16 protein-coding genes are annotated in these 17,722 nt (G+C 70.6%); 7 read left to right on the top strand and 9 right to left on the bottom strand.

Going from position 1 to position 17,722, the window contains the following annotated elements; all coding sequences use genetic code 11:
• Position 1: 1 nt before the first annotated feature.
• The gene (locus QWJ90_RS07670; protein WP_290107106.1) at positions 2-595 is read right to left on the bottom strand and encodes a TetR/AcrR family transcriptional regulator; all 594 of its coding nucleotides are present in this window, start codon (positions 593-595) and stop codon (positions 2-4) included.
• 85 nt (positions 596-680) lie between these two features.
• Complete coding sequence (locus tag QWJ90_RS07675) at positions 681-3,029, bottom strand: beta-galactosidase (RefSeq protein WP_290107108.1); 2,349 nt, start codon at positions 3,027-3,029, stop codon at positions 681-683.
• 86 nt (positions 3,030-3,115) lie between these two features.
• Here QWJ90_RS07675 and QWJ90_RS07680 point away from each other — a divergent pair, with 86 nt between their 5' ends.
• Together QWJ90_RS07680 and QWJ90_RS07685 are read left to right on the top strand one after the other, a co-directional pair.
• Positions 3,116-3,958 (top strand): PhzF family phenazine biosynthesis protein, encoded by an 843-nt coding sequence (locus tag QWJ90_RS07680; RefSeq protein ID WP_290107109.1) that lies wholly within the window; start codon positions 3,116-3,118, stop codon positions 3,956-3,958.
• An 11-nt stretch (positions 3,959-3,969) separates the two neighbouring features.
• Positions 3,970-5,229 (top strand): FAD-dependent oxidoreductase, encoded by a 1,260-nt coding sequence (locus tag QWJ90_RS07685; protein WP_290107110.1) that lies wholly within the window; start codon positions 3,970-3,972, stop codon positions 5,227-5,229.
• 63 nt (positions 5,230-5,292) lie between these two features.
• Here the strand turns inward: QWJ90_RS07685 and QWJ90_RS07690 are convergent, their stop codons facing one another.
• Both QWJ90_RS07690 and QWJ90_RS07695 read right to left on the bottom strand, forming a co-directional pair.
• Entirely contained in the window at positions 5,293-6,309 is a 1,017-nt protein-coding gene (locus QWJ90_RS07690; protein WP_290107111.1) for a diacylglycerol/lipid kinase family protein, read from the bottom strand.
• Between the two features lie 127 nt (positions 6,310-6,436).
• Complete coding sequence (locus QWJ90_RS07695; protein WP_290107112.1) at positions 6,437-6,703, bottom strand: YrhK family protein; 267 nt, start codon at positions 6,701-6,703, stop codon at positions 6,437-6,439.
• A gap of 137 nt (positions 6,704-6,840) precedes the next feature.
• On the opposite strand from QWJ90_RS07695, the gene QWJ90_RS07700 reads away from it, so the two are divergent.
• Both QWJ90_RS07700 and QWJ90_RS07705 read left to right on the top strand, forming a co-directional pair.
• On the top strand, positions 6,841-7,749 hold the full coding sequence (locus QWJ90_RS07700; protein ID WP_290107113.1) for a potassium channel family protein: 909 nt from the start codon (positions 6,841-6,843) through the stop codon (positions 7,747-7,749).
• Between the two features lie 240 nt (positions 7,750-7,989).
• Positions 7,990-8,430 carry a MarR family winged helix-turn-helix transcriptional regulator gene (locus QWJ90_RS07705; RefSeq protein WP_290107115.1) on the top strand — a complete coding sequence of 147 codons (441 nt, stop codon included), beginning with the start codon at positions 7,990-7,992 and terminating at the stop codon, positions 8,428-8,430.
• Here QWJ90_RS07705 and QWJ90_RS07710 read toward each other — a convergent pair.
• Positions 8,412-9,881, bottom strand: coding sequence for an MFS transporter (locus tag QWJ90_RS07710; RefSeq protein WP_290107116.1), 1,470 nt, complete (start codon positions 9,879-9,881; stop codon positions 8,412-8,414). The genes QWJ90_RS07705 and QWJ90_RS07710 overlap by 19 nt on opposite strands.
• A 145-nt stretch (positions 9,882-10,026) precedes the next feature.
• On the opposite strand from QWJ90_RS07710, the gene poxB reads away from it, so the two are divergent.
• Together poxB and QWJ90_RS07720 are read left to right on the top strand one after the other, a co-directional pair.
• The gene (gene poxB, locus QWJ90_RS07715) at positions 10,027-11,751 is read left to right on the top strand and encodes a ubiquinone-dependent pyruvate dehydrogenase (protein ID WP_290107117.1); all 1,725 of its coding nucleotides are present in this window, start codon (positions 10,027-10,029) and stop codon (positions 11,749-11,751) included.
• 20 nt (positions 11,752-11,771) lie between these two features.
• Positions 11,772-13,256 (top strand): carboxylesterase/lipase family protein, encoded by a 1,485-nt coding sequence (locus tag QWJ90_RS07720; RefSeq protein WP_290107118.1) that lies wholly within the window; start codon positions 11,772-11,774, stop codon positions 13,254-13,256.
• 3 nt (positions 13,257-13,259) lie between these two features.
• Here the strand turns inward: QWJ90_RS07720 and QWJ90_RS07725 are convergent, their stop codons facing one another.
• The 4 genes from QWJ90_RS07725 to QWJ90_RS07740 are packed head-to-tail and all read right to left on the bottom strand — an operon-like array spanning position 13,260 to position 17,222.
• Positions 13,260-14,243, bottom strand: a complete 984-nt coding sequence (locus tag QWJ90_RS07725; protein ID WP_290107119.1) for an LLM class F420-dependent oxidoreductase — start codon at positions 14,241-14,243, stop codon at positions 13,260-13,262.
• Positions 14,244-14,252: 9 nt separating this feature from the next.
• The gene (locus tag QWJ90_RS07730) at positions 14,253-15,269 is read right to left on the bottom strand and encodes a DNA-methyltransferase (protein ID WP_290107120.1); all 1,017 of its coding nucleotides are present in this window, start codon (positions 15,267-15,269) and stop codon (positions 14,253-14,255) included.
• Positions 15,266-16,315 (bottom strand): lipoyl protein ligase domain-containing protein, encoded by a 1,050-nt coding sequence (locus tag QWJ90_RS07735; protein ID WP_290107122.1) that lies wholly within the window; start codon positions 16,313-16,315, stop codon positions 15,266-15,268. The genes QWJ90_RS07730 and QWJ90_RS07735 overlap by 4 nt, the downstream gene beginning before the upstream one ends.
• 49 nt (positions 16,316-16,364) lie before the next feature.
• Entirely contained in the window at positions 16,365-17,222 is an 858-nt protein-coding gene (locus QWJ90_RS07740; RefSeq protein WP_290107123.1) for an alpha/beta fold hydrolase, read from the bottom strand.
• Between the two features lie 59 nt (positions 17,223-17,281).
• Between QWJ90_RS07740 and QWJ90_RS07745 the strand changes: the two genes are divergently transcribed.
• A complete protein-coding gene (locus tag QWJ90_RS07745; RefSeq protein ID WP_290107124.1) occupies positions 17,282-17,722 on the top strand; it encodes a MarR family winged helix-turn-helix transcriptional regulator in 441 nt (146 codons plus the stop codon).

The following is a 17,722-nucleotide window of genomic DNA, read 5'->3' on the forward strand; positions in this document are numbered from 1 at the left end:
CTCACTTCGTGGATGCGGCGTCGGCCGCGGCACGGCGCTGGGCGGTGATGCTGGTGACGAGGAGGTCCGCGATCTCCTCGGCCCCTTCGGGTACGGATGGCCGCCGCTCGGCTTCCAGAAGCCATCCGACGACCAGCCAGGTCGCGCCGGCGGCGAGGAAGGTGGCCGACCGCTGCATGCGGCGCTCGTCGGCGCCCGCGCGGACGGCGTCGCCGAGCGGCGAGAAGGCCAGCAGACGCGCGGCGAGGAACTCCACCACGCGCTCCTGGAAGGCATGGGCGTTGGAGCTGCGGAGCACCCGGCCGTAGAACTCGGCGTCTGCGAAGAGGCTGGCCAGGAGTTCGCTCACGATGCGGGGCATCGCCGCCTCCCACTGCTCGCCCGCAGGATCGGGCACGACGCGGTCGAACAGCACCCGCAGCCGTTCCACGGCCGCGGCCTGGACCAGCGACGAGACGTCGGCGAAGTGCTGGTAGAAGGTCGGGCGACTCACCCCCGCGGCCGAGCAGACGTCGGTGATCGACGGCAGGCGGTCCTCGCTGTCGGCGAGGAGGTCGCCGATCGCCGCCGTGAGCGCCTCTCGCGTGCGCACCATGCGAGCATCCATGACACCCCCCTTTCTTACGAACGTAAGACAGCTTACATCCGTAAAAGAGGAGGGGCAACGGGCGCTGGCGGACTCAGCGGACGGGTCGCGAGCGCACCGCGTGAATCGACGCCTCGTGCACCTCGAGCAGCGGCTCCGTCGCGCGCGGGCGCACGCGCGGATCGACGTGAACACCGGATTCCGGCGACCAGGCGAAGCCGCGGAGGGTCAGGCCGTGCCGGCGGATCAGGTCGCGATGCGGCAGCAGGTCGACCTCGAGCGCACGACCCGACCAGAACTGATCCATGATCAGCAGGTCGCCCGCCGAGACGCGGAGGACATCGCCGATCCAGCGCAGCGAGAGGACGAGGCGCTCCGCTTTCTCGAACCACTCGTCGCGGACGTCCACGCGCACCGGCTCCAGGGCCTCGAAGTCCTCCTCCGGCGGCGCCGACAGCCGTCCCGCCGACCCGCCGACACGAACCGGCGCGACGCGCTTCTCAGCGAAGGACGGCGTCGGAAGCACGCGCCGGCCATCCGCCCCACCCACGGGCACGTCCGTGAAGCGGCCGTCCTCGCGAGTGAGAGCGGGGTGGATCAGCAACCGGCGGCCATCCGAATCGGGAACGACCCGGAAGCCGGCGCTGTCGAACCAGCCATCGCCCCGCCAGAGGACGACGCGCTCCTCGCCCGCGACCGTGCCCTTCCAGACGGTGTCCGCCGTCTCCGGATCGAGGATCACGAAGGTGGTCCCGCGCGCGGTGACCCGGCAATCGAGACCCGGGCGAGCGTCCGGCGTCACGACGACGCCGTCCTGCGCCGCCTCCTGCGCCGACACCTGCTCCGACACGACGCGCGCGCCGCTCACCTCGTCCGCGCTCACTCCTCCGAGCTGCAGCTCGACGGGCACGCCGGGTGTGGCCGCGAGGAAGACCGTGACGCCCTCGTCCGTCGCCACCTGCGTGATGGGCTGCGCGGTGGCGGTCACCGCCGGGAGGTCGCCGAACCGCTGCCGCAGCGGCCAGACCGCGAAGACGCCGCACCGCAGGGTGAACGGCTCCCTCGGCACGGCGACAGCGGCGGCGGCGAGCTCCACGCGGAACTGCACGTGCGCCACCTCGCCGAGCGGCGCGGCGGCGGGCTGATGGTTGTTGATGAAGAGCCACCCGCTCTCCTCGCCCGCGCGCACCGCCCACCGCACCTCGCTCTCCTCGGGGATGGCAGCCGGCCAGGGCGCGATGCGGTCGCCGAAGGCCTCGAGGAGCAGGTGCTGGCGCCGCAGCGCGTGGAAGTGCGGCCGCTGCTGCCCGGCGCTGCCGATCGGCGCGAAGAAGTCGTAGTCACGCACCGGGACGTCGTTCGGGTACCCGGTCGCCTGCGACTCCTGCGTCGTGGAGCGCTGGCCGAGCACCTGCGTGCCGCCGTGATAGAGGTAGTAGCCCGGCCAGGCCGAACCGCTGCCGAGCTTGACGAGCGCGAGCGCCGCGACGTCCGCCGGGTCCACGAGCGGTCGGCGGTGGTACGCGACCTGCATCCCGCCCCCGAGCTCGCACGTCGCGAACGGCCACGGGTCCTCGGCGGCGTCCGCGGCGACACCGGTCGCCGGCGCATCGCGGAGGTCGGCGCCGACGGAGAGGTCGTCGCGGACCGTCGAGAAGGTGAAGTGCATCCTCCCGAACTCCGGCCATCCGGTGGTCGACTCCTCCCAGAAGCCGTCCGAGTAGCCCGCGTACACGGGCAGCACCCGCCGCGCGGGGAGCTGCGCCCCGCCCCATCCGGTCGCTGTCCAGAGCGAAGCGCGCATGCCCGCCGCCTCGGCCAGGTCGCGGAGCGTGGCGAGGTGATCGGGCTGGTCGTAGAGCTCGTTCTCGACCTGCACGCCGATGATCGGGGCCGCGGGATTCCGCTCGTCGTGGAACAGCCCGGCCACCTGCCTGCCGATCGCATCGAACCAGTCCCTCACCAGGGCGAGGTACTCGGGGTCATCGGTGCGGTGCGCGATGGGCAGCTCCTGCAGCCAGTCGGGGAAGCCGCCGTTGCGCGTCTCGCCGTGCGCCCACGGTCCGACCCTCAGCACGACCTTCAGTCCCACGCGGTGCGCGGTCTCGACGAAGCGGCGCAGGTCGTTCGGCCCGTTCCAGCGCACGTCGCCGCGGGTCTCCTCGTGCAGGATCCAGAGCACGTACGTCGCGACGACGTTCACCCCGCCCGCGCGCATCTTCCGGAGCTCGGTCTCCCAGCGCTCGGGGAGGTCTCGACTGAAGTGGTACTCCCCCATGATCGGGAGCCACGGCCGGCCGGCGCGCTCCACGAAGCGGGTGGTCAGGCGGATGGCCTGGCCCCCGTCGACGGGGTCGCCCATGTCGAGAGGCGCCGGCTCCGGCCAGCGCGGAGCGGGAACGCGGAGGTGAAGCGGACGTCGGGCGGCGGGGCTGGCGGTCACCCCTGCGACTGTAACCACCCCGCGCCGAACGCGCCCGCGAGCTACCGTGGAGGCGACCATCCGTCCCGACCCGGAAGGGGCCATCCATGTCACGCTCGCGGCGCTTCGCGCAGGTCGACGTCTTCTCCGCCACGCCCTATCTCGGCAATCCCGTGGCGGTCGTGCTCGACGCCGAGGGTCTGGACGCCGACGACATGCTGCGCGTCGCGCGCTGGACCAATCTGTCGGAGACGACGTTCGTGCTGCCGGCGACGGTGCCGGGCGCCGATTACCGGCTGCGCATCTTCACGCCGGGCGGCGAGCTGCCGTTCGCCGGCCACCCCACGCTCGGCTCGGCGCATGCGTGGCTGGAGAGCGGGGGCGTACCCGCGGACGGCGCGTTCGTGGTGCAGGAGTGCGGTGCCGGGCTGGTGCAGATCCGGCGCGGACCGGGCGAGCTCGCCTTCGCCGCTCCCCCGACCCGGCGCGAGGGCGCGCTGGACGACGACCACCTCGAGCTGCTCATCCGAGCGTTCGGGGTCGCCCGCGAGGACGTCGTCGATCACCAGTGGGTCGACAACGGCCCGGGATGGGCGGTGCTGCGTCTGAGCTCGGCAGACGCGGTGCTCGCGCTCGACCCCGACCTCTCGCTCATCCCGGACGCCATGGTCGGCGCGGTCGGCGCCTACCCGCCCGGATCTTCCCACGCCTTCGAGCTGCGCTCGTTCGCGCCCGCGATCGGCGTCGCCGAGGATCCCGTGTGCGGGTCGATGAACGCCTCCGTCGCGCAGTGGCTCATCCGCAGCGGAGAAGCCTCTGACACCTACCGGGTCTCGCAGGGCAAGCGCCTGGGTCGGGCCGGCGACATCGCGATCACGGCCGACGAGGACGGTGCGGTCTGGGTCGGCGGTGCGACGCAGACGCTCTTCCAGGGCACCGCGCTCATCTGATCGGACCGATCGTGAGCGCGGGCTCGGGCGGCGCACTGGTGCAGCGCACCGACTGCGTCGTCGTGGGCGGCGGACCGGCGGGGCTCGTCGTCGGGCTGATCCTCGCTCGCGCCGGGGTTCGGGTCACGGTGCTGGAGAAGCACGCGGACTTCCTGCGCGACTTCCGCGGCGATACCGTGCATCCCGCCACCATGGATCTCCTCGAGGGCCTCGGGCTCTTCGAGCGGTTCGATGCGCTGCCGCATTCGCGCGTCCGCCGTGTCGCGCTGCCGGGGGCGGATGGCCGCGAGGTCGCCCTCGTGCAGTTCGACCGGCTGCCCGTGCGCCACCCCTACATCGCGATGGTGCCGCAGTGGGATCTGCTCGACCTCCTCGCGGCGGCGGGCGATGCGGAGCCGACCTTCACGCTCCTCACCGAACATGAGGCCACCGGCGTGCTGCGGGATGGCGGCCGCGTCATCGGCGTCGAGTACGCGTCGCCGTCCGGCACCGGCCAGGTCCTCGCGGACCTGACGGTGGCGTGCGACGGCCGCACCTCGACGGTCCGCCGCGCGGTCGGCTTCCCCGTGAGGGAGCACACGGTCGGATTCGACGTCTGGTGGTACCGGATCCCCACCGAGCGGCACCTCCGGGAATCCCTGCTCCCGCGCATGAAAGACGGCTCAGCGGCCATCGCCATCCCTCGCGACGGATACGTGCAGGCTGCCGCGCTCGGCAGGAAGGGGACGGACGCGGAGGTCCGGGCTCGGGGCATCGAAGCCTTCCGCGCCGAGAGCGCGGCGCTCTTTCCCGAGCTCGCCGACGACGTCGATGCCATCGCCTCCATGGACGACGTGAAGCTCCTCGGCGTGCGCCTCGACCGATTGCGCCGCTGGCACGCGCCGGGCGTGCTCTGCATCGGCGACGCCGCTCACGCGATGTCGCCAGTGGGAGGAGTGGGGATCAACCTCGCCATCCAGGACGCCGTCGCGACCGCGCGCATCGTCGCGGGACCGCTGCGCCGGGGCGAGATGCGGGAGCGGCGAGCAGACCGTGTGCTGGCTCGCGTGCAGCGGCGGCGCATCCTCCCGACCGTGATCATCCAGAGCCTGCAGCGGGTCATGCACGCGCGCATCATCGAGCCCGCCCTCCGCGGCGAGCGCGTCGCGGCCTCACCGCGGCTCGCGTCGATCGTGCGCCGCTTCCCCATCGTCACGGTGCTCCCCGCGCTCCTCGTCGGAGTCGGTCCGCGCCCGGAGAAGGCGCCACGATGGGCTCGACGGAACCGCTGACGCGGGGCGCCTCGCTGGACGACGGCTCGACGACCTGCAGCCCGGGCTGCCCGCGGAGCCCTTCTAGTCGCTCGATTCCGCGGGCACGCGCACGGTGAGCTTTCCGGGCTCCACCCACGTGCGGATGGCGGTGGCGCGGCCGAATTCGTCGCCGTCGAGCTCGATCAGCTCGGGCCGGCTCACGGTCATCGTGAAGCGCTCGCCCCTGATGTAGTTCAGCGCCTCCACCTCCTTCGTCCGGAACTTGCGCCCCAGCCGGGTGCGACTGAGAACACCGTTCTCCCAGATGATCTTGCTGGCGATCTGCGCCCAGCTGACGATCCCCTCTGGACGGAGCAGCACGATGTCGAGCTGCCCGTCGTCGACGGCGGCATCGGGCAGCAGCAGCACGTTGGCCTGCAGCGAACCGCAGTTGCCGATGATGACGGTGTGCGCGCGCATCGAGCGGGTGCGCTCGGCGTCCAGCTTGTATCGGATGCGCAGCTGATTCTTGTCACGCAGCGCGAGCACGATCGCCTTCACATACGCGAGCCAGCCGATCTTCGCCTTCAACTCGTCGTCGGTGTGGGCGAGCATCTTCGCATCGAGCCCGAAGCCCGCCATCACGAGGTAGGCGTGCCGGTCGGTGCGGGAGTCCTCACGGCGGATCTCGACCATCGCGAGATCGATCTGCCTGTCGTCGCCGGTGAACGCCGAGTGGATCGAGTGCTCGAGGTCGTCGAGGGTCAGCTTGAGGTTGCGGGCGAGCAGGTTCCCGGTGCCGGATGGCAGCAGCGCCAGTGACACGTCGTGCTCGCTCACCGCTTCGGCGACCGCGCGCACGGTGCCGTCGCCCCCGGCGACGATGATCATGTCGACGTTCTCGGCGAGCGCCGCGTCAGTCGCGCCCTTGCCGGGGTCCTCCGCCGTGGTCTCGAACCAGAGCGTCTCGCCCCACCCCGCCGCGGCCTGCTCCGCGGCGACGACCTCCTGGATGGCGGGCAGGTCCACCTTGATCGGGTTGTAGACGACGGCGGCGACGCGCCGCCGCCCCTCCCCGGGCGTGTGGGTCGGCTGGTCGGACTGAGCCTCATCGGTCATTCGGGCACCTCACTCCGGATGTATTGCGCTTCCTGCCATGATGACCCCTCCGCGGCATCGCCGCGCACCGCGTGCACGGCGAGCCAGGGCGCGGAGCGCCTCGCGACGTCCCTGAGCACGGCAGCAGCTAGAAGTCATTCGTGCTCCCCCGCCCGGAGGGTGCGCCGATGTGGACATTCCTCGTGAGCCGGATGACCGGCCGGATCAGCAGCTCCACCGACCCGATGAGGAACAGCCACGTTCCCGCCGTGGTCGTGGCCTCGCTGAAGAAGAGCACGCTGCCGATGATGAACCACAACGCCACCATCACGTCGTTGACGATGGAGAGCGTCTCGTAGCGGTTGTGGAGGATGAGCTCCCGGTCGCCGAGCGGTATCTCCAGGTTCTTCCCCACCTCAGTCCCCTCGCCGATCGCGGCCCTACTCTACGCCTCTGGAGGACGGCAACCCCCTTCGGACGGCACGCTCCGCACCCGTAACCTCGCGTGAGCCGTCGCGCTGCACCAGGCACAGAAGAGAACGGAGCGCGCAGATGTCGGGTCTCGAGATCCTGAACGTGCTCAGCGGCATCCTGGGCGCGGCACTCATCCTCCTGTGCCTGGACGACGTCTTCCACAACCTCTTCCATCCCGCAGGGCAGGGGCGTCTGAGCGGGTTCGCGATGAGGGGGACGTGGCGGCTGTCGCGCAGGCTGCGCAGGTGGCCGTCCCCGATGACCGGGCCCGTCGGCATCATTGCGGTGATCGCGATGTGGGTCCTCCTGCAGGTCATCGGATGGGCGCTGGTCTACCTTCCACAGGTGCCCGCCGGCTTCGCGTACTCCACCGGGGTCGATCCCTCTCACTATCCCCCCTTCTTCGAGTCCGTCTATCTCTCCCTCGTCGCGCTCACCACCCTCGGATTCGGCGACGTGGTCCCCACCCATCCCGCGCTGCGCATCCTCGCACCGCTGGAAGCCCTCACCGGCTTCGTCCTCTTCACGGCGTGCGTGTCGTGGATCATGCAGCTCTATCCCGCGCTGAACAGACGACGAACAGCCGCCCTGACGCTCGGGAATCTCATCCGCGCAGGCTTCCTCGCGCGCTTGCGCCACGGCGAGGAGCGTGACGCCGACGCGATCGTGCTCACCGAGCTCGCCGGGACTCTCGCGCAGGCGCGCGCCGATCTCACGCAGAACGGGGAGACCTACTACTTCGTGGACGCGGACCGATCGACGGGACTCGCTCCCGCGATGGCGTCGGCATGGCGATTGGCATCGGCGGCCGAGCGGGCGCAGAACCCGAGCGTGCGATCCGCCGGCGCAGCGCTCGCCGGCGCGACGGCGAACCTCACGCAGCTCCTCGAGGCCGAGTACCTCAGCACGGACCATGTCGGCACAGTCGCCCTGATCGCGGCATGCTCTCGTGATCGCAGAGAGCCCACCGTGCTGCGTTCCGACTGAGTTCCTGAGCCCTTCCTTTGCGCCGGTGAGGAAATCACAGAAAGGTAACGCCACCTCTTGCCTGCGTTACCTCGCCGTTATAGAGTCATCGCACGGCAGCTGTTTTGCTGTGGCAGCTGCCGACATGTGATTGCAGGACACTCTTGGTGCAAGGGACAAGGGCCGGGCGGCTTCCTCTCCGCCCGGCCCTTACTTGCGTCAGCAGACCTATGAGCGCGCATAGACCGCTACCCTGAACGCATGGGGGACCGAAGACTCGCGATCGAAGCGTGGGAAAGCCTCTTCCGAGCGCAGCACGAGGTGTTCGGCAAGCTCTCCGGCGACTTCATCGGCACCGACCTCTCGCAAGCGGAGTACGACGTGCTCCTCACCGTCACGCGCGCGCCCGACATGACCGCCAGGCTGCGCGATGTCACCGCCAACATGCTCATCAGCCAGCCCAGCGTCTCACGACTGGTCGATCGGATGGTCGGGCGGGGCCTCGTGACGAAGTGCAGCGATCCCGATGACGGTCGCGGCGCGCTGGTCACCGCCACAGAGGAGGGCGCGCACGCGTTCCGCGTCATCGGCGCCGCACACGGGCGCAGCATCGCCGAGCACATGTCGTGCTTCGACGACGAGGAGCTGCGGACGCTCCTCACGCTCACCGAGAAGCTGCGCGGCTACCGCTCGGGAGAGTGATGCGGCGGGGCGGGTTCGTCGAACCCGGCCCGCGCCTCGACCGGTGAGACGAGACCGTCCCTCGCCGCGGGCTCGCTCGACGCAGGCTCGCTCGCGGCCGCACCCTGGCCATCCGTCATGAACTGCTTCGAGAGCATCCGGTAGGCGGGCAGCAGGAATCCGGAGAGCGCGAGGGCGACCGCGACGATACCCGCCACGAGGAACACCAGTCCGATGCCGCGGGCGTCTCCCTGACCCAGCAGCCACGACCAGCGTCGCTGCCCGTCTTCCGACCGCATATACGGGATGACCCACAGCTGCGCGATCGGCGCGATGAGGAACGACGTGATCGGCGCGGACGCCGCCTCGAACGTCATCGCGAATCCGAACACGCGCCCCTGCTTCTCGTACGGCGTCACCTTCTGGATGACCGTCTGCTCGGCCGCCTCGACCGCCGGCACGAAGCACATGTAGACCCACATCCCCGCGATGTACAGCCACGCCCACTCGCGGAGGGCGAAGACCGCGCCGACGAGGCCGATGAACGCCGCGATGAGGAGCATCGTCCGGATGGGGTTGCGCCCGAGCCCGACCTTGGCGATCACCATGCCGCCGACGATGAAGCCGGTGGAGGTCACCGCGAGCCAGACGCCCCACATCTCGACGGAGAACATCTCCAGCCCGTACGGGTCCATCAGCGCCATGTAGACGCCGCCGACGAGGTTGTTCAGCGTCGTGAAGAGGATGAGCGTCAGAAGTCCCGGGACGAGGCGCACCGCTCGCACGCCGCCGGCGACATCCACCCACCGCGGCTGCCCCTCCGCGTGCACGATCTCCCGCTCGGGGATGCGGATGGCCAGGAGATGCACGAGCGAGAGGGCGATCGCGACGAGGGCGATCAGGATGGTCCCTCCCATGCCGAGGAAGCCGATCGACAGGCCGCTGAAGACGCTCGTGACGAGGAACGCGAGCCCCTGCACCGTGCCCACGAGCCCGTTCGCGTTCGCGTGCTTCTCGACGGGGACGAGCAGGGTGACCGTGGTCGACAGCGCGATGTTGCGCAGCTGCTCGACGACCGCGCCCGCCAGCATCACGACGGCGAAGATCCAGAACCACGGCCGAGTCAGATCGACCATCCGCTCCTCGCCGAGCAGGAAGTAGAACACGGCGTCGAGGCAGAAGACGACGAAGGCGGCGAGCGTCGCCCATGCCATGACCGCCTTCTTGCGGAACCGGTCGACGAGCGTGCCGAAGAACATGCTGAACAGCGCGATGAAGAGCATGTACGCGCCGCCGATGACGCCCGTCGCGATGACGTTCTCGGTCTCAAGGTAGATCCAGAACGTGAGCCCGAACCACAGGTAGCTCGTGGTGATGTTCGCGAACGCCGTGTTCACGAGCACGTGCACGAAGCTGCGCATGCCGTTCTCGGGTGGCGCTGGCGCGCCCGGATGAGTCTGCTGATCGGCCATGATCGTCCCGTCGTCGCACGCCGTCGCGAGGATGATCCCAACCGCCGCTCAGGCCGTCAAGAGGATCAGTGCGCGTCGGCCTCGACGTCCCGGATCGGGCGTAACGTCGATGACGACGGAGCAGACGCGAGCGGAGGCAGGACCCATGACCAACGTGGCAGAGAACATCGTCGAGGTGCTGAAGGCGAACGGCGTGGAGCGGGTGTACGGCATCCCCGGCGACTCCCTGAACGGCTTCACCGACGCTCTGCGCAAGGACGGGTCCGTCGAGTGGGTGCACGTGCGCCACGAGGAGTCCGCCGCCTTCGCGGCCGCGGCCGACGCCGCCCTCACCGGGGAGCTCGCCGTCGCCGCCGGGTCCTGCGGCCCCGGCAACCTCCACCTCATCAACGGGCTGTACGACGCGCAGCGCTCGCGCGTTCCGGTGCTCGCGATCGCCGCGCACATCCCCACCTCCGAGATCGGCACCAACTACTTCCAGGAGACGCATCCGCAGGAGCTGTTCCGCGAGTGCAGCGTCTACGTCGAGTACGTGGCCGACCCGAGTCAGATGCCCCGCATCCTCGAGATCGCCATGCGCGCCGCGATCGAGCAGCGCGGCGTCGCGGTCATCGTCATCCCGGGCGACGTGGCGCTCGCCGACGCCGCATCCGAGCGCGTGACGGTCATCGAGCGCACGCACCCTGTCGTGGTGCCGAGTGAGGAGGAGCTCACTCGCGCGGCGCGCATCCTCGACGGGGCGAAGAAGGTCACCATCCTCGCCGGAGCGGGAACCCAGGGCGCGCACGACGAGGTGGTCGCCCTCGCCGACCGGCTCGCGGCTCCCATCGTCCACGCGCTGCGCGGCAAGGAGTTCCTCGAGTACGACAACCCGTTCGATGTGGGACTGACCGGTCTCCTCGGCTTCGCTTCCGGCTACCGCGCCATGGACGCGGCCGACGCCGTCCTCATGCTCGGCACCGACTTCCCGTACCCGCAGTTCTATCCCGATCACGCGAAGACCATCCAGGTCGACATCCGCGGCTCCCAGCTCGGGCGACGCCATCCGCTCGATCTCGGCCTCGTCGGCGACGTCAAGGCTACCGCCGCCGCCCTCCTCCCCAGACTGGCGGATGGCCGCTCCCGCAGCCACCTGGAGGACGCGCGCGATCATTACACCAAGACGCGCCGGAAGCTCGACGAGCTCGCCGTTCCCCGGCGCGGCTCGCACCCGATCCATCCGCAGTACCTCGCCCGCCTCATCGACGAGGCGGCGGCCGACGACACGGTCTTCACCGCCGACGTCGGATCCCCGGTCGTGTGGGCGAGCCGCTACCTCACGATGAATGGACGGCGCCGGCTCGTCGGCTCGTTCAGCCACGGCTCCATGGCGAACGCGCTCATGCACGGGATCGGCGCGCAGGCCGCCGACCGCGACCGGCAGGTCGTCGCCCTCGCCGGCGACGGCGGGCTCGCGATGATGCTCGGCGAGCTCATCACGCTCACGCAGAACAAGCTGCCGGTGAAGACGGTGGTCTTCAACAACTCCTCGCTGAACTTCGTCGAGCTGGAGATGAAGGCCGCCGGCTTCGTCACGTACGGCACCGATCTCGCCAACCCCGACTTCGCCGCGGTGGCGGCCGCGCTCGGCATCAAGGGCATCCGCGTCGAGCGGTCGGACCAGCTGCCAGACGCCGTGGCCGAGCTGCTCGCGCACGACGGGCCGGCCCTCCTCGACGTCGTGACCGAGCGGCAGGAGCTCTCGCTGCCGCCATCCATCACGGCCGACCAGGTCGGCGGATTCGCGCTCTACGCCATCCGCACGGTGCTGTCCGGGCGGGGCGACGAGCTGCTCGACCTTGCCCGTGCGAACTGGCGGCAGCTGTTCTGACTGCCCGGCATACTGGTCTCGTGGGAGCGCAGAACGATCACGTCGAGCAGCCTCTGGTGCTCACCGACGCGGGGCGCGTGCGCGGGTTCTGGCGCAACGGGTGCGCGACGTTCCTCGGCATCCCGTACGCTCGGCCACCGCGCGGAGCCCTCCGATTCCAGGCGCCGATGCGGCCCGAGTACCGGGAGGACGTCTACGACGCCACGCGCCAGGGCGCGACCCCGCAGCGCGGCGCCACCGGCATCACGCTGATCCCGGAGCCGTCGGTGCCGGGGCCGTCGACTCTCAACGTCAACGTCTTCACCCCGACGACCGACCCGCACGCGGCGCTGCCCGTGCTCGTCTACTTCCACGGCGGCGCGTACGTGTCGGGCTCCATCGCGAGCCCCTGGTACGACGGGCGGTCGTTCACCCGCGACGGGGTCGTGGTCGTCACCGCGTCGTATCGGCTCGGATTCGACGGCTTCGGCTGGATCTCCGATGCGCCGAGCAACCGCGGCGTACGCGACTGGCTGGCGGCGCTCGAGTGGGTGCAGCGGAACATCCGCGGCTTCGGCGGCGACCCGGCGCAGGTCACGATCGCCGGACAGTCGGCCGGTGCGGGCGCGGTCCTCACCCTCCTCGGCATGCCCGCCGCCCAGCACCTCTTCGCGGCGGCCTGGGCGATGTCGGCCACGATCGGCGCGATCATGCCCGACGAGGCGGAGCGCTTCGGGCGGATGGTCGCGCAGGAGGGCGGCGTCGAGCCCACGGTGGCCGGATGGCGGAGCCTCACGGAGAAGGAGGTGCGCCTCGCCGCGCAGGATCTCATCGGCATGCACGACCTGCACGGCGCGCAGGCCGTCCTGTCGGGCGGGCTCCGCCTCGGGCCCGTGGTCGACGGCGATCTCATCCCCGAGCCGACCATCCGGGCGCTCGCGAACGGCGTGGGCGCCGACAAGCCCCTCGTCCTCGGCACGACCGACGACGAGTTCTCGATGATCGTCGACGACTACCGGACCTGGCTGCGGTGGATCCCCGCCGGCCTCGTGCTCGCCATCCTCGGCCTGCCGTGGAAGCGTCGGCGCGCGTATCTGCGCGCGAACGCGGAGCTGCGGCGAGAGCACGGCGTTCCCGCCGCGATCGGCCGCTTCGTCACCGATGCGCTCTTCCGCCGGCACGTCGTCCGGATCGGCCGCGCGCGTTCGGCGGCGGCCGGCGCACGGACGTGGGCGTATCGGTTCGAGTGGGTGTCCCCCGTGCGCGGATGGTCGCTGCACTGTCTCGACGTGCCGTTCTTCTTCGACGTGCTCGATGCCGAGGGCGTCGAGATGATCGCCGGCGAGGACCCGCCGCAGGACCTCGCCGACGACGTCCACGGCGCGGCGGTGCGATTCGTCCGCGAGCACGCGGCGGACTGGAGCCCGTGGACGGAGGGCACGGCGCCGTCACGGGTGTTCACCCATCCCCGCCCGGCAGCGCGAGAGGACCTGCACGCCTACGACGGGGCCATCCCGCTGGCGTGAGCCTCAGCTGAGCGCGGGGATGACCTTCTGCTCGAAGAGCTCGATCCCCGAGCGGTCGTACGCGGCCTCCGGGAAGTAGTGGATGGCGTACGCCAGTCCCTGCTCTCCGAGCGTCGCGAGACGCTCGGTCACCTGCTCCACCGTGCCGACCGCGACCGCTCCTCGGTACTCGCCGATGAAGCCATCCGTCGCATCCCCCAGGTGCGGACGCACCCGAGCCTCGATCGCGGCGAGACGGTCGTCGACCTCCGCCTCGGTCTCGCCGATGACGGTGTTGTAGTTCGCGGAGCGCACGATCTCGGAGAAGTCGCGTCCGATCGCGTCGCAGTGCTCGCGCAGCACCGCGCTCTTGTGCGCGAAGTCATCGGGCGTGCCGGCGAAGTTCGTGTACTGCGCGTACTCGGCCGCGATCTTCAGCGTCACCTTCTCGCCACCGCCGGAGATCCAGAACGGGATGGCCGGCTGCTGGATGGGTCGGGGCTGGATGATCGCGCCATCGACCTGGTAATAGCGGCCGTCGAGCGTGGCCTGCCCGGTCTCCCAGCCCTGCTTCATGATCTCGACGCCCTCACGGAGCATCCGCAGGCGATCGCCGATCCTCGGGAAGCCGTAGCCGTAGGCGCGCCACTCGTGCTCGTACCAGCCGCCGCCGATCCCCATCTCCACGCGCCCGCGGGAGACGTGGTCGACGGTCGCGGCGACCTTGGCGAGGTACGCGGGGTTCCGGTACCCCGTGCACGTGCACATCTGGCCGAGGCGGATGCGACTCGTCGACGCCGCGAACGCCGCCATCAGCGACCAGGCCTCGTGAGTCGCCTCCTGCGAGGGGACGGGCACGGTGTGGAAGTGGTCGTAGACCCAGAGCGACTCCCACGAGCCGGCGTCCGCCCGCTCCGCGAGGGACAGCATCGTCGCCCACTGGTCGGTGGGATCGATGCCGACGAGGTCGTGACGCCAGCCCTGGGGGATGAAGGTTCCGAAGCGCATGCCGCCAGATTAGGGCCTGCGCAGCACCACCCGGGCGTCGGGGATGCGATCTCCCATGATCCGGATGGCGTCGGGGTTGTCGTCGATGAGCACGGCGTCGCGGCCGAGCGCGGCGGCGACCGCGCCCGTCGTCCCGCTGCCGGCGAACATGTCGAGCACGCGGTCGCCCGGGCGCGACGACGCCTGCACGATGCGCCGCAGGATGCCCTCGGGCTTCTGCGTGGCGTAGCCGGTGCGCTCGCCGCCACTCGTCGGGACGATGGTGTGCCACCACACGTCGGTGGGCAGCTTCCCCCGCCGCGCCTTCTCGCGCGTGACGAGCCCGGGCGCCATGTACGGCTCGCGGTCGACCGCCTCCGAGTCGAACCAGTAGCGGTCGGGATCCTTGACGTAGACGAGGATCGTGTCGTGCTTGGTCGGCCAGCGCCGCCGGGACTTCGCCCCGTAGTCGTACGCCCAGATCAGCTCGTTGAGGAACGAGTCCCGCCCGAACACCGCGTCGAGCATGACCTTCGCGTAGTGCGCCTCGCGGTAGTCCAGGTGGAGATAGAGCGTGCCGTCGTCGGCGAGGAGGCGCCAGGCCTCCTCGATGCGGGGCATGAGGAACCCCCAGTAGTCGTCGAACCGGTCGTCGAACGACCGCAGCGCCCCGCGCACGCGCTCGTAGCTGCGCCCGTGGAAGCCGGTGTGCGACGCCGCGCGGATCTCCGCCTCGCGGGTGTCGACCGCCGCGATGTCGGCGCCGTCGGGGCTGCCGAACAGCGCGCCGTCCTCGAGCTCGACGACCACCGGCTCCTCGGGCTCCAGCGCGGCCGCATCGGGGACGTGCACCGAGAAGCCGCGTCTGCTCTCGTCGGTCTCACGCCCCCGCCCGGTGTTGAACGGCGGGTCCAGATAGGCGATCGTGAAGGCGCCGTCGGGCAGCGCGGCGGCGACATCGAGGTTGTCGCCGTAGTGGATGGCCACGGCGCCGCGTCCCGGCGTGAGCGCCGCGAGCGGCTCGCCGTCGAGGATGTCGGAGGTCACGGGACGCGGTGCAGCCAGGCGTCGGTGGAGAACTTCGTGCGCACGAGCTCCTCCGCCTCCGCGAGCTCGTCCGGCGTCACGTGACCGCGCTCGGCACCCGTGAACTTCTGGAACGACGCGATGAACCGGTCGAGGATCTCGCGCCGCGCCATCCCCGTCTGACTGCGGATGGGATCGACCCGCTTCGCGGCGGACGTCGTGCCCTTGTCGCTCAGCTTCTCGCGCCCGATGCGGAGCACCTCGGTCATGACCTGGCCGTCGATGTCGTAGGAGAGCGTCGCGTGGTGCAGCACGCCGCCGTTGGCGAGGCGCTTCTGCGCGGCGCCGCCGATCTTGCCCGACGGGCTCGCGATGTCATTGAGGGGCTGGTAGGTGGCGTCGATGCCGACCTCGCGCAGCGCCTGCAGCACCCAGTCGTCGAGGAACGCGTAGGAGTCGGCGAACGTGAGGCCCGCGACGAGGGACGACGGCACGTACAGCGAGTACGTGATGATCTGCTCGGCGCCCATGAGCATCGCGCCGCCGCCGGAGATGCGGCGCACGACCTGGAAGCCGTGCCGCTTCGCTCCCTCGGGGTCGACCTCGTTGCGGTACGACTGGAACGAGCCGATGACGACGGCCGACTGGTCCCACTCCCAGATGCGCAGCGTGGGCTTGCGGCGCCCGTCGCCCACGCGACCGGTGAGCACCTCGTCGAGGGCGAGGTTCGTCATGGGCGACACGGCGGGGTCGTCGATGACCTCCCACTCGAAGTCGCTCCAGGTCGATGCGGTGACGAGAGCCCGCCGGACGGCCGTGCCCACCGCCTCGGGCGTGAAGCCGAGCATCTGCACCCCGTCGGGAAGCTGCGCGCGGATGGCGGCCGCGATCGTCGGCACCTCAGCGGTGTCGGGCAGGCCGGTCACGGCGCGGTTGATGTCCTCGAGCGCGGTGTCGGGCTCCAGGAAGAAGTCGCCAGCGAGGTGAAAGGACGAAATCCTCCCGGCCTCGACCTCGAGGTCGACGACCACGAGCTTTCCACCGGGGACCTTGTACTCGCCATGCACCCGACCAGCCTACGTCGTCCCTCCCCTGCGCCGGCCGGGAGCTGCGCGGCTAGGAGCGGGCAGGGATGCGCGCGTCGAGCCAGGCGCGGATGTCCGCGCGCACCTGCCCCTGCACCGGCTCGTTGAGGATCTCGTGGCGTCCGTCGTAGACGAGCATCGTCACATCCGACATCCCCGCGCGCTCCCGGTAGGCGCGGGCGAGGCGGTGGACGCCGCGGGGCCCGCCGACCGAGTCGTCGCGCCCGACGAGCAGGAGGAGCGGCACGTCCCGCCCCGCCCGCTGCCGGAGGTCGCGCCGCGGCCGACCGTACAGCCGCGCCGCCTCGGCGGGGCCGAAGAGCTTGAGCAGCGGCGTGTTCACCGCGAGCGGATCGTCGAGGAACGCCTTCTGCACGGCTGGGTCGACCGAGAGCCACTCGACGCCCGTGGCGCCGACGGCCTTCCACCGCGCGTTGAGATCGCCGGCGTTGAGCGACCCCGGCCAGCGCAGCGAGGAGCCGACGAGGATGACGCCGTCGTACGCCTCCGGGTGCGCGTCGAAGAGGATCTGCGCGAGGAAGGATCCCCACGAGTGACCGAGCAGCACGAGCGGCAGCCCCGGGCGCTCCGCACGGATCCGCTGGCTCAGCTGCCACACCGCATCGACGGCCGCTCGGTGGCCGCCCACGCCCAGTCGGCCGAGCTTCGCCGCCTCGCCGTGCTGGCGCATGCCCGTGCGGCCGTGCCCGCGGTGGTCGTCGGCATAGACCACGTAGCCCGCGGCGGTGAGCGCCGCCGCGAGGGCGGCGTACCGCCCGGCGTGCTCGCCGACGCCGTGCAGCACCTGCACCACGCCTCGCGGCTGCCCCTCGGGCTCGTGCACGTCGTAGACGATGACGACGCCGTGCGCGTCGGCGAACTCCGGCATGCGGCGATCCTACACACCCCTTCCCTTAGCATTGCTAATGAGCTATGCTAATGATTGACATGGCTAAGCAATCCGCATCCTCGAAGCTCTCCGCCGACGCCTCCGAGCTGCGCGCCGCCGTCTTCCGCCTGTCCCGCCGCCTCAAGCAGCAGCGCGCGGTGTCGGACATGACCGACGGGCAGTTCGCGGTACTGGTGGCCCTCAAGCTGCACGGGCCGCACACCCTCTCGGCTCTGGCCGAACGCGAGGGCGTCACCGCGCCGTCGATGAACCGCACCGTCAACTGCCTCGAGGAGTTCGGCCACCTCAGCCGCACGGAGAACGGCACCGACCGCCGCAAGGTCGACATCGTCATCACCGACAGCGGCCGTCGCGTCGTCGACGAGACCGTCCGGCGGCGCGACGAGTGGCTGTCGAAGGTCCTGTCGGGGCTCGACGGTGACGACCGGGAGATCCTGCGGCGAGCCGCCGCGATCATCATGAGGGAGGTGGAGCGATGA

Source organism: Microbacterium oryzae, from assembly GCF_030406385.1.
Taxonomy (GTDB): Bacteria; Actinomycetota; Actinomycetes; order Actinomycetales; family Microbacteriaceae; genus Microbacterium; species Microbacterium oryzae_A.